This is a genomic window from Aequorivita aquimaris (genome assembly GCF_001573155.1).
GTDB lineage: Bacteria > Bacteroidota > Bacteroidia > Flavobacteriales > Flavobacteriaceae > Aequorivita > Aequorivita aquimaris.
The window spans coordinates 432,427-444,456 of the sequence record NZ_JRWG01000001.1; the positions used below are offsets into that span (position 1 = coordinate 432,427).

The following is a 12,030-nucleotide window of genomic DNA, read 5'->3' on the forward strand; positions in this document are numbered from 1 at the left end:
TTTAAACTATTTTATATCTATCTGAACGCATTTTGAAAGCTTTCTCACTTCCTTCCATAACATCGCAAATCTCTTTCTTTATCTCTTCTCTTTCTACAGTTCCTGAGTGTAATACAGATGTATATTGACTTTCTGAATCCATTGAAATAATGTATTCAGCATCTCCATTAACAGGAATATTGGCGTTATGTGTGACTACAATAATTTGCCTACTACCTTTAGCTACTTTTAGTCTATCTACAATCAAATCATAGACTAACCTATTATCTAAATCATCCTCTGGTTGGTCTAATAATAAGGGTATAGACCCAAATGAAAGCAGAAAAGTTAATATTGCCGTTGTACGTTGTCCAGCAGAAGCTGTTGATAATGATTTAAACACAGTAGCATTTTCAGGTTTATACTCTACAACAACCTCATCTTCTGGCATAAATAACTCTAATTCATCCATACCAGCATCGGTAATACCTTTAACAGCATTCTTGAAATGCCCACCAACTATATCTGCATTATCATCAAAGTAATTTTTACGTAGTTCATCTTTTACCTCTTTTATTTTTTGTTCTACTTGACCTCTAAAGCATAAATCTTTGAGTTTTCTAAAATCTTCTTCAAAAGATGTATCCTTGCCAATAATTTTACGGACTTGTAACTCGAAGCTTGTTTGATTTCTAAATGGTTTAATTTTCACCCTAATTTTATCGTCTGTTACATTAGCATCGATAAACTCTTTACGCTTATCTGTAATATCTTTGCATAGTTGAATAAATTCTTCTTGATATTTAGCTCTCTCTATAAGCTCTAATCTTTCTTTTTCTTTTATTACATCAAGTGCTACTAATTCTTCTTCTTTATCTTCAATATCTTTGGATATAGCTTCATATTGGTCAATATTCTCTACGCCTTCCGATTCAAGCTCAGCTTTCTTAGTATCATAATTTGTTATTGCTGTAGAATATGCTTGTTGCCATTGTGAAGATGCCAATTTAGTCGCTAAATCATTTTTAATTTGGGATATAGATGTTATTAATGCTTCATACTCTGTAGCCTTTGCAGATAGAGATTGCTTAACTTCAAACAGTATATCTTGAATTTCTTCTTTATTTTCTTCTGAAAAACTTTCTTCCTTTGGTTGTTCAATTTCAAATTCAGCTTTTAAACTCTCTAATTGATTAACTAAATCCTGAATTTTTTCCTTGTAATCATTGAGCAATTTTTCTTCTTCAGCAAATGTCTTCTTTTCTGCCATTAACTCTTTGATTCCTGCCTTATCTAAAGTTTCTAATTTCTTTTTTAAATCCTCAATGTCAGTTTTTAATTTAAGTCTTGATTTTAAGCTTACCTGATAAGTCCTAATGGTACTACAAGATTTTAAGAAATTTTCTTTAGCAACCTTTCTTTTATCCTTTAACTCACTTATTTCTTGAACATTTAAGTCAATTCTATCCAATAAAGCATTAGGGTCTTTAGATATTTCAAATATTTGTTTTTGGGAATACTGTTCAAACTCTAAAAAACTTAAAAATTCTTCTTCTTCAATTTCAACCCAATTACCCTCAACTAATTTATGAATTTCAATAGATTGACTTTCTGAGCTTTTTATGTGTGATGCTTTTACTCTGTATAAAAAATCTTTACGAATAAACTCTATTTCAATTGTAGATTCATCATTAAACACACCTATTGACTCCGTTCCTCTAACTTCATTTGTTTTATAAAAACTATTATGCTCTTTAAGTAAATCATTAAAATTTGCAAGATTACTTGTGCGGTTAAAAACACCTCTTATAAATCTTAGAATACTTGACTTTCCGCTACCACGACCACCAATGATAGTGTTTAGTTGTGGGTTAAATCCAATTTTAAAAGGCTCTATTCCTGTTAAAGTAGTATTAGTTATTGTTATAGATTTTATCCAAAACTCAGGCTTATCCGTTACAGAGTTTGCATCAACGAAATCATTAACTATTCTATGTGATGGCAATAAAAATGCTTGTCTTAATCCTTCTAAAGAAGGTATTTCGTCCATTTTTATATATGTAAAACGTGAACCAATGCCATCTAAACCGTGCTTAGGGTTTTTAGGTTCGTGTGGATTATCAGAAAAAGTTAATAATGCTAAGTTGTTTTCTTTGGATAGTTTAACTGTATTATACCATTTCTTAGCTGTAGCATCATCTATTGCTGGTGCAGGATTATTGTAATAGTCATTTAGACTTGCTACCACACTACCTATCGTTGCAGTAGAATATTCATTCTCATAAAATGCTTTATGTACAACTTGTACAGCATTAATATCTTCTCTTCTGTAAAACTCTTCTAATATTTGATTACCAATTGATTCCAAGCCATTAAATTCGTCTATATGAGCAGGTATTACAATAGCTCCATACTTTAAAGCCATATCGGCAATTTCTATAATACTCTTATTTGTTTTTGCATCTTGGTTACCAAAATTTGCTTCATCAATATCACATCTTATTAAAAAGTCACGAATATCATTTGCTTGTTTGGAAGGATCAAACAATACCAACAAATGAACTTTTGATGTATCGCAAGTAATTTCAACACCAGGGAAGATAGTAAGATTAGTTCCTTTGGCAGCCTCTTGAATTTCTGTAATGCCATTTGCACTATTGTGGTCAGTAACTGCTACACAATCTAAACCTTGTTCAATCGCTCTATCAACCCATTGTTGTGCCGTTACTTCTCTATCTTGAAAACATCTACTTGCAGTAGTATGCAAATGTAAATCACACTTATACCACCTTGCTCCGTTAAAATCTTGCATATATAATCCTATTTCATATCCTTTAATATATCTATCAATTGCGCTACTGTTCTTGCTCCGTCTAATTTCTCTCCTTTAAAAACCATAAAGTAACGATAATTATTTCCTGCTTTACTTGCCCACTTCTCGCCTAATCGTAATTTTTGTTGACTATCAGAACCATCTAAATAATCTCCTTTAGTTTCAATAAGTATTGTATTTCCATTCTTCATTTTAACAATAAAATCTGGATAATGATTAATAAAACCATTTAGCAAAAATCCTTTACCACGCTCTAAATTTCTATGCCAATACACCACACTATCAAGATTTGCTACTTCATTGATTACTTGTTTTTCAAAATCATTAATATCCTCTTCTTGTATGTAAAGATTTTTAGTAATGCTTTTAATTGGTTTTTTGGGACTAATTTTTTTAGAGAATTTAAATAAAGGCTTGCATACTATTGTTCCTTTATCTAATAAAATATCAAACTTCTTTTCAGAATATTGCTCTTTTAAAATTTCTATTTTATCCTTAATCATATTAGCATAAATAGATTCATTATTAGTGATTTCAGCAATCTTTTCACTGTTTAAATTCCCAATAATCTTTTTTACATAAGCAATTATTTGCGGTTCTGGTATTTGGTCAATCTTCTTGATGATTTTAGTAATGCGACCAGCAATTTGATTAATTTTCTGCTCTGGCGTAAGTGTTGTAAGGTATTCTGCAAACGCTTCCTTTACGTGATTATCTACATACTTATACTCTGGCACATATTCATCTTTTCTACCTTCTGCAAGGTCTATACTTGCCATTTTTGATGCTGTACGTGTTAAGTCAATGTTGCTATCCTGCTTATCTAATTCAAAGCCTTCCAATAATAAATTCTTGGTAAGCGGAATTAAATTGTCTGGCTCAATAAGTGAAGGTGCTGTTTTGATATGAAATGTTGGTATAACCTCTTTTTCTGCATCTTCTTTAAACACCTCTTTGATTGGGAATGATTTTATCTTTTCTTTCAATTCGGTTGGTATTAAGTTATCTTCTTTGTCCAATTCTTCCATTTTCTTCTCAAACTCTGCATTTGTATCTCCTGCGAGTTTTAAAATGTCCTCTAATTGGCTTGTTCCTCTTTCTGAACCTGTAAGCTCTTTTACATCATCTACTTTTATTTCTACTTCATCTTCATCATTAGCAGTAGTTGTAGGTGTAGGTTGTTCTTGCTGTTTTCCAAACAAGTCTTCAAAACTACCTTTACCGGTCGTAGTATCAATTTTAGATTCTACTTGCTGTTCCTTTATTCTGTAATCCTTAGCACTAAACCCTGATTTATTAAGACCTAAGATTATTTTATCTAACGTATTTAAGAAGTTATTAGAAGATGTAAATACATATGAATAATTCAATAAATCCTCTTGATGTTTGGTTACATAAGGCAAGCGTAATACTCTACCTAAAATTTGCTCAACATCTACCGAAGAAGATTTATTTGCTAAGGATGCCAACACATAGGCAAAAGGACAATCCCAACCTTCTTTTAAGGCATTTACTGTAATAATATAACGTACTTCACAATCACGACTCATTAAGTCTATTTTCTTAATTTCGTCTTTATTGGCCGTCTTAATCTTGATTTGATTTTCTGGAATACCTATTTCGATTAGACTATCTTTAATCTTATCAAAAGTTACGTTATCATCACTTGTTTTTGGTTGTGCTTGAAACAGTACAATAGGTCGTATATACTTTCCGCCTTTAGCTTCTTGTGCTTTTGCCTTAGCTTCTAAGGTCTTTTGCATTTGTATAGCACTACTCAACACCTCTGTAGTGTCTTGATGATTATAGACAATTACAGGCAGTTTTACCATATTGTTTTTCTTCAACTTAATAGCATCTACAAAACTTATGATATTACTCTTATTTCTTGGTGTAGCAGTTAAATCAAAGATAAAACTTGGATTGATATTGTTTAGCATATCTACCCTTAAATCTGCTTCAAAATTGTGACTTTCATCAATTACGATTACAGGATTGAGATAGGCAATTACTTGAATTAAAGCCGTATCATCTACATTATCCAAATTGGCTTTTAAATCTCTAAAGTGTGTAGCAAATTCTGCTAAGTTTTCATTTTCTCTGTATGCTCTCGGTAAGCCTTTTCTAACCGTTTCTACGAAAGATTGCACACTAAGCACCAAGATGCTCAATTGCTCTTTAACTTCTATAGGATTGAAACCCTGACCAAATAGTAAGGCTTCTTTATCATAGACTTTTACATTTCCATTAAAATGCGCATCTATTCTTTGACGGTAAGGATGAGTTGGATTGTTGAGGTTCTCATAAGTTTGTTTTAGAATAGTATCCGAAGGTACAAACCAAACTACTACTTGAGGCTTATCCAATGGGAAACTATCAAAGATAGGTTTCAACGCATTACAAGCGATAAAGGTTTTACCCCCAGCAGTTGGTACTTTTACCGTTACTCTTGGCACACCTTTTACTGAATTATCATAGGGTTTAAGAAAGTCATTATCTAAAGACTGAACTGTAATTCCTTTGCTTTCCCAAAAGTTAGTAAACGCTTGTCCTATATGCCTGGTACTATCAAGCTCTTCTATAAATTGAGTAAGGTCGTTAATAACCTCTTGTTGGTATTTCTTTAATTCCATTCTTAGAAACGTTTTATATCTCTTGGTATCTTTTTAAATATGATATTTTTATTGAGCATATACTGTTCATCTAATAAGCAGATGTCTGCATAGATGATGTACTGCTCTTGTAATTCTGAAATAATACCTAAACTATTATTATCTAAAGTTGTTAGACTGTCTTTTTCGTAATAGAAATAGTAGCCTGTATCTTGATAATTATCTAATAGGTATTTAGCCTCTTTTGATTGAGGTCTTGTAAGTGGTTGTTTTGTCTCGGTATAATAGATGTAATTTCTAATTTTATCTTCGCCTACCTCTTCATTTAAGTTTTCATTGTCTTTAAAGATTGGTTGACCCAATGTATAAAAGTTAAATTTACTTGATAATCCATTCACGTTCTTATTAACTTTTTTTGACTCACCGTAGCCTTCAATTACTTTTTTGACTCTCTGAGCAGTAATATCATCTGCGTAATCCTCCATCTCTATCAAAATGAAATTTCGATTACCACCATCTTTTTTATTTAATTTTATGACACTATGTGCAGTTGTGCCAGAACCAGCGAATGAATCTAAGACAATTGCGTCTTTTTTTCTGTATGAGGCTATAAGCTTCGAGATTAATTTAGATGGCTTTGGGAAATCGAAAATCTTCTTGCCAAAAATGTTTCTTAATTCTTCATCTCCATCTTCATTTGAACCCCAACCACCAGAATTTAGATTCTCAATATCAAAATCTAAAAATCCTAAAGACTCAATTTCTGCTATTTTTTTATTGACTTTTTCAATTTTTGATGCAGAAGCAGAATTTTTATAAAGTTTTATAAGTTCTTCCTTCAATCTCAATAGCTCATCATTATCTACTCTTGGCAAAAAGTTCTTTAGCTTTTTGTAACGTGGCTTTGTTACTGTTTGTCTCAAATACAAGTCTCTTGTAAAATACAAAGCACCCGTACTTGCGTATTCATTTATCTTGTCTTGCCCATAACGCCATTCACTCTCAATAATAACATCTTTAGATAAAAATCCGTCTTTGATTTCTAAATCTGATTTCAAAACAAGACTCATATTACCAGATGAAATTATAGAACCTTTAGGAAGGAAATGATTTTTGGAACTATAATTTGACCGAACTCCAGCTGGAATGATTCGTTCACTAATTGCATTACCTGGATTAATACAAGGATAAGTTTCTTTTTTAGTAACTATTTCACCGATTAAACCTCTAAAGGATTTTTTGTCTTTTGCATAGCAATGCACATATTCTTTTACAGTCGTTATATAGTTATCCAAATGAGAACCTTTTTTTTTCTTTTCCCAACTGAAAGTTGAAATAAAATTTCTCTTACCAAATATCTCGTCACATAAATATTTAAGATTTATTTGCTCATTATCATCGATTGAGGTGAAAAGCACACCTTCGTTTGATAACAACTTATTTAGAATCTTAAGTCTTGGATACATCATACAAAGCCATTTATCGTGTCTTGTAAAATCCTCTTCGTCTTTTCCCACTATTTCTCCTAACCATTTTTTAATTTTTGGATGGTTGACATTATCGTTGTAGACCCAATTCTCTTGACCTGTGTTGTAAGGTGGGTCAATATAGATTACATCAATTTTACCTTGATATTCAGGCAATAAAGCCTTTAAAGCTTCAAGATTATCTCCGTGAATGATTTTGTTACCGCTATTTATTTCATTTGCTGTTTGTCCATTCTCATCAAAACCATACTTGTGTTCTAATATCTTATACGGTACATCTTGATGATGACTAACGACCTTTTCTTTTCCTATCCAATTGAGTGTTGGCATATTATTATAGAATTATATACTTGCATTAATTTTATTAAAAATGGGCTTAGCTCCGTGTTCTAAACTATAACTATTTAACCAACCTCTTTCCAACTTTGAGATTTCGTATTCATTTTGGCAATTTTTAAAAGAGAACCAATACGCTTTTCCCAATGGTGTAAGGCTTAATTTTTCTTGCGAATCTAAATGATTTAGAAATCTTAATTGGATGCTCGATGCCTTTCCAACATACATAATTTCAAAATTAAAATTAGAAATTACATAACATCCAAAAGAGGTAGGAATTTTTTTATAGTTTGATAGCTTAAACTCTAAAGTGATATCAATTTTTGGATTTAAATTTTCAATCAACATATCTTAAATCTCAATTTCAGATAAATCATCTTTTTCATTGGTAATAGCCTTATTTAATTCAGATGCATATTTACTTACAGCTGCTTGATTTAATCCTGAGGCGTCTTTACCTTTTTTCCAAAAATCTGGAAAACCAACTTTGATATATTCTGGATCCAAATTACGAAAGGCATTTCGCAATACACTTTCAATTTTCTCAACCCTAAAATCCTTGACTAAAAATAATTGTGCAAAAACCGCAGGAGAAATTTGATTGAATAAGTCCAAACCGATAGTTTTATACAATGCTGTATCCGAAAGTGTATCATCCTCATTTAGAATATTAGAGATAGCCTTCCAATAGTTGTTTAATATCTTATTGCGCTTTATAGTTTCATCTGTATGCATTAAAGGATTATTTGCGCTTAAGATATATTTTTTAATGGATGTTACGAAACTATTTTGTTTGATAGTAGTAGCTGCTCTATTAGTTTCATTAGCCATTAAAATTTTTCCTTTCCATGGAGAGTCATCTTGATTGTTTAAATATTCAGCAATAACTAAAGCATCTCTATCCTCACCCTTATCAACTTGCCGTTGAATCCACCTTGGTAAGGTTGGCGTATCCTCAATTTGGATCATATTAGTAAGTCTTGCCTGAATTTGCTGGACAATAGCTCTATCAACGGCTTTTTGCGTGGAATTCACAATCAAAAAATGACACATTTGACTAATAACATCCAAATTGACAGCAATATTTACTGGAATTTGAAAATTTTTTAATTCAGGGATTTTACCAACAGCTTCAATTAATCCTGAAATTCTGTGTTGCCCGTCAACTACATTAAATGAGCCGATTTCATTTGTATCAAATGAAATTGTATTAGTGTTTTTATCATAAATAATATCTTTATCTGTAGCCAGGAATATTGAGGTTGGCAAATAAGCATCATTTTCTTTCCACGCATTTATTAAATAATCAGCAAACTTTTTTTTTCGTCTTTCATCCAATACCCTTTGATAGCCCTTTTCATTTTTCAAATTTGCATCAAGGCGGTCTATTTGAAAGAAATTTTTTTCCAATAAATCCGATACGCATAAACTAGTTGCATATATGATCAAATTTCCTTGGATAATTTTGGCGGCAGCTTTTTTTAATATCATTATTTAATGGTTTGGGTTCAAATATAAAACAATAGTAATCCATCCCATTACGGGATTCCGCAATGGCGACAAATTTTCTGGGGAGAGGGATAAATATATTAATTATTGGGAAGTGTTGTGTTATAAAAGTGTTTTTATCGATGAAAAGTATGGTTGATGGTTGATGGTTGATGGTTGATGGTTGACGGTTGGGGGTTGATGGTTGATGGTTGATGGTTGTTTTTGCAATTTTGGGTAAATAGTAGAGCAGTTTCCTTTTCTTTTTTGCATCGCCCAAAAAAGAAACAAAAAACGCTAGGCTTACGAAAAGTTTCCTGAAAATTTCTTTATTTCCGGCGCAAAAAATAAAGCTTGGTGAATGCTAAGATTGATAGCTAATTATTTATTGTTTATAATATACCACGATGTTTTGTGCAAGAAAGGATTTTTGCTTGCTCCTCCAATAAATTCATTTTCTACGGAATCTTTTCGAAGGCCAGGGGTGAATCCATGAACATGAACAATTAGTAATTAGACAATTGGATGGTTGGATTGTTGAATTTTTGGATAGTTGGATTTTTGCATGGTTGGATACGTGGAAAAGTAAATTAAATATTGTTTTAGCAACAAAAACTGTTAATTGGGGTAATTATTGGGATGGGATAAAAAAACCGGGGCAGTACACCCCGGCTGTTGGCTATTTAAAACATTATTGGCATTGATTTTAAAATAAAAATCCCGCATAATTGCGAGATTTTCTTGTTTTTAATGGGATGATAAAATTAATCGAATTTCATATCGTCAAAAAACTTATTGATTCTTTCCTTGGTCTCGCCAGTTTTTTTCTGAATACGACCTTTTAACTCATCTTCCTTACCTTCTTGGTAATCTAAATCGTCATCGGTAAGGTCGCCCCATTGTTGTTTAATTTTTCCTTTGGCAATATTCCAATTACCTTTTACTTTGTCTGAAAATGCACTCATAGCTTAATTTTTTAAGGTTAATTTTCTTATAAAAGTAAATCACTCAAATCATAATAAATGAGAAAGGCTGGTTAAGGTTTAGTTAATTGTGTTTACTCAAAAATAAACAGGTAAATCACAACTTTAATTGGAATTTTTTCTGCCACTTCCACGCGTTCCGAATTTCTCTGCTTTACTATCGCTTTTTTAAATTCTTCGGTTTCCTTGTTGGCACCACCTTGGCAGTTCTTCCCCAGATAATCAAATCTAGGAAATCAAGAGGAGCAATGGACGTCTCCACCATTATGTTTTCCATCTTGAATACAGGTGTAGGCCTGTGGACTGAATATATTTAAGAAAAACTCAAATAATTTAAGATGGGAACTAAACTATTAAAGTTATTATAAATTGGTTAATAGCTGTGCCCTCTTGTTTATCTTTAAAGAAAAAATGAAGAAAAAGAAAAAGATAATGATTACCGGTGCGGGTTCAGGTCTAGGTAAAGGGACCGCAATCGGCCTTGCTAAACAAGGACATACCGTTATTGCCGCAACCCATACTTGGGAACAGATGTCGCGGTTTATAGATGAAACCAAAGGCAAAGACTACGAAAAGAATATAGAGTTTATCAAGCTCGATATCTTGGATATGATGGATTGCGAAAAAGCTTGGGAATACGATATTGATATTTTGGTAAACAATGCAGGGATCGGACAAACTGGTCCCATTGCTGAAATACCCGTAGGATTGATACGTGAAGTTATGGAAACTAATGTTTTTTCCACCCTCGAATTCTCCCAACCAATAATTAGGGATATGGTTGATAAAGGCAAAGGAAAAATAGTATTCCTATCTTCTATAGCTGGTTTGGCAACCCATCCCTTTTTAGGTCCGTATAATGCCTCCAAACATGCCCTAGAAGTAATTGCGCAATGCTTACGGGATGAGCTTCAACCTTTGGGAGTTACCGTAGCTACCATTAACCCAGGACCTTTTGAAACAGGCTTTAACGATAGAATGTACGATACTTACAAGCAGTGGTTTGATACCGATTTGCACTTTACCCCTAAAAAGCCAATAGAAAAGGCGGCAAAAAAAATGGCGGAGAATCAATTTGACCCCCAAGAAATGATTGATAAAATGGTGGAAATAATTCCCCAAGATAAACATCTTTTCCGAACGGTCTTTCCGGAAGATATGGCTAAAAATTGCCAGGAATATCAAAAAAGGCAATACGAGATTAAAACGGATACTATAGATAAGTCAAAAAAATAATTACAAAAATTTAAAAAATAAAAAGATGAGTTCAGATAAAAAAGATTACAACAAAATTCCAGATTCAAGTTCCAAAACTGCCAGAGGCAGTAAAAAGGTACATAGTGAAAAGGATAATTCCACTGAAGATGGCTTTAAGCCAAAAGCTACTAAAGAAGAAGAGTAGCTAGATATAATTTAAAATTTAATGAGATGAGCGATACAACAGATGGTTTTGATAAGAAAAGAGGCCATAACCAATATGGTGAGGTAGCTAAAGATGAAAAGGATATTGCTGAAAATAGCGAATTGCCGAAGCCCACTAATAAAGGTGCCGTAAAGAATACAGATGCATAACCTATGCCTTTTCCATAATTTCCATAAGCTTTTGAGCAGTAGGACCCGCAGATAGCGGATTCTGTCCTGTAATTAAAAGACCAGCCGTTTCGGTATGCGTAAGAAAAGGTATTAATGCTTTGGAATAATCGGCTCCCAACTCTTTTAAACGATCTTCTAAGCGATACGGGATATTGGCATAACGCATTGCCAATTTTTCTTCAGCATTGGAAAAGCCTGTTACCTTTCTGCCCTTTAAAATAAGGGGATCCAATTCCGCGGCTTTTATAAGAGCCGCCGGACCGTGGCAAACTGCCGCGACTGGTTTATTGCTATTTAAAAAATCTGCTATCAGTTCTCCACTCTTTTGATTGGATGCAAGGTCGAACATAGGTCCGTGACCTCCTGGGTAAAATAGCGCATCAAAGTCTTCTCCATTAATATCGTCGAGTCGCTCGGTATTGGCCAGAGCCCTTTTCGCGGTCTCATCATCTTGAAACCTCCTATTGGCAGAAGTAATGTTTTCCGTTAGCTCACTCATTGGATCAATGGGGGGTTTTCCTCCTAAAGGAGATGCTAATGTAACTTGGTATCCCTTATCTATAAATTCATATTATGGGTCTGTAAACTCCCCAATCCACAAACCTGTTTTGCTATCGGTGTTATCAAGCAATTCGTGAGAGGTAATAATCATTAATATCCTTTTCATCTTGCTATTTTTTTAGTAATTACAATCAAATTATATTCTATCGTACACCCAA

10 protein-coding genes are annotated in these 12,030 nt (G+C 32.9%); 3 read left to right on the forward strand and 7 right to left on the reverse strand.

The genetic code is table 11. The annotated features are described in order from the left end of the window. Nucleotide 1: 1 nt before the first annotated feature. The 6 genes from LS48_RS02000 to LS48_RS02030 all read right to left on the reverse strand — a co-directional run bounded on the left by LS48_RS02000 (nucleotide 2) and on the right by LS48_RS02030 (nucleotide 9,700). Nucleotides 2-2,791 carry a TrlF family AAA-like ATPase gene (locus LS48_RS02000; protein WP_062619441.1) on the reverse strand — a complete coding sequence of 930 codons (2,790 nt, stop codon included), beginning with the start codon at nucleotides 2,789-2,791 and terminating at the stop codon, nucleotides 2-4. Nucleotides 2,792-2,799: 8 nt separating this feature from the next. Continuing rightward, nucleotides 2,800-5,445 carry a DEAD/DEAH box helicase gene (locus LS48_RS02005; protein WP_062619444.1) on the reverse strand — a complete coding sequence of 882 codons (2,646 nt, stop codon included), beginning with the start codon at nucleotides 5,443-5,445 and terminating at the stop codon, nucleotides 2,800-2,802. 2 nt (nucleotides 5,446-5,447) lie between these two features. Beyond that, on the reverse strand, nucleotides 5,448-7,241 hold the full coding sequence (locus LS48_RS02010; protein WP_062619446.1) for a site-specific DNA-methyltransferase: 1,794 nt from the start codon (nucleotides 7,239-7,241) through the stop codon (nucleotides 5,448-5,450). 12 nt (nucleotides 7,242-7,253) lie between these two features. Then, complete coding sequence (locus tag LS48_RS02015) at nucleotides 7,254-7,595, reverse strand: GIY-YIG nuclease family protein (RefSeq protein ID WP_062619448.1); 342 nt, start codon at nucleotides 7,593-7,595, stop codon at nucleotides 7,254-7,256. Between the two features lie 3 nt (nucleotides 7,596-7,598). Continuing rightward, entirely contained in the window at nucleotides 7,599-8,738 is a 1,140-nt protein-coding gene (locus tag LS48_RS02020; protein ID WP_062619450.1) for a DGQHR domain-containing protein, read from the reverse strand. A gap of 761 nt (nucleotides 8,739-9,499) precedes the next feature. Then, nucleotides 9,500-9,700 (reverse strand): CsbD family protein, encoded by a 201-nt coding sequence (locus LS48_RS02030; protein ID WP_062619454.1) that lies wholly within the window; start codon nucleotides 9,698-9,700, stop codon nucleotides 9,500-9,502. Nucleotides 9,701-10,129: 429 nt separating this feature from the next. Here LS48_RS02030 and LS48_RS02035 point away from each other — a divergent pair, with 429 nt between their 5' ends. The 3 genes from LS48_RS02035 to LS48_RS15285 are packed head-to-tail and all read left to right on the forward strand — an operon-like array spanning nucleotide 10,130 to nucleotide 11,290. After that, nucleotides 10,130-10,954 carry an SDR family oxidoreductase gene (locus LS48_RS02035; protein WP_062619456.1) on the forward strand — a complete coding sequence of 275 codons (825 nt, stop codon included), beginning with the start codon at nucleotides 10,130-10,132 and terminating at the stop codon, nucleotides 10,952-10,954. A gap of 25 nt (nucleotides 10,955-10,979) precedes the next feature. Further along, entirely contained in the window at nucleotides 10,980-11,120 is a 141-nt protein-coding gene (locus tag LS48_RS15280) for a hypothetical protein (protein ID WP_157881711.1), read from the forward strand. A 26-nt stretch (nucleotides 11,121-11,146) separates the two neighbouring features. Next, entirely contained in the window at nucleotides 11,147-11,290 is a 144-nt protein-coding gene (locus LS48_RS15285) for a hypothetical protein (RefSeq protein ID WP_157881712.1), read from the forward strand. 1 nt (nucleotide 11,291) lies between these two features. Here LS48_RS15285 and LS48_RS02040 read toward each other — a convergent pair whose 3' ends face one another. Next, nucleotides 11,292-11,810: a type 1 glutamine amidotransferase domain-containing protein gene (locus LS48_RS02040; protein WP_369038044.1), complete on the reverse strand. Its 519-nt coding sequence runs from the start codon at nucleotides 11,808-11,810 to the stop codon at nucleotides 11,292-11,294. Between the last annotated feature and the right edge of the window lie 220 nt (nucleotides 11,811-12,030).

Coding starts and splice junctions, on each gene's coding strand:
- LS48_RS02035 (WP_062619456.1), top strand. CDS start 10,130: ATGAAGAAAAAGAAAAAGATAATGATTACCGGTGCGGGTTCAGGTCTA.
- LS48_RS02015 (WP_062619448.1), bottom strand. CDS start 7,595: ATGTTGATTGAAAATTTAAATCCAAAAATTGATATCACTTTAGAGTTT.
- LS48_RS15285 (WP_157881712.1), top strand. CDS start 11,147: ATGAGCGATACAACAGATGGTTTTGATAAGAAAAGAGGCCATAACCAA.
- LS48_RS15280 (WP_157881711.1), top strand. CDS start 10,980: ATGAGTTCAGATAAAAAAGATTACAACAAAATTCCAGATTCAAGTTCC.
- LS48_RS02000 (WP_062619441.1), bottom strand. CDS start 2,791: ATGCAAGATTTTAACGGAGCAAGGTGGTATAAGTGTGATTTACATTTG.
- LS48_RS02010 (WP_062619446.1), bottom strand. CDS start 7,241: ATGCCAACACTCAATTGGATAGGAAAAGAAAAGGTCGTTAGTCATCAT.
- LS48_RS02020 (WP_062619450.1), bottom strand. CDS start 8,738: ATGATATTAAAAAAAGCTGCCGCCAAAATTATCCAAGGAAATTTGATC.
- LS48_RS02040 (WP_369038044.1), bottom strand. CDS start 11,810: ATGAGTGAGCTAACGGAAAACATTACTTCTGCCAATAGGAGGTTTCAA.
- LS48_RS02030 (WP_062619454.1), bottom strand. CDS start 9,700: ATGAGTGCATTTTCAGACAAAGTAAAAGGTAATTGGAATATTGCCAAA.
- LS48_RS02005 (WP_062619444.1), bottom strand. CDS start 5,445: ATGGAATTAAAGAAATACCAACAAGAGGTTATTAACGACCTTACTCAA.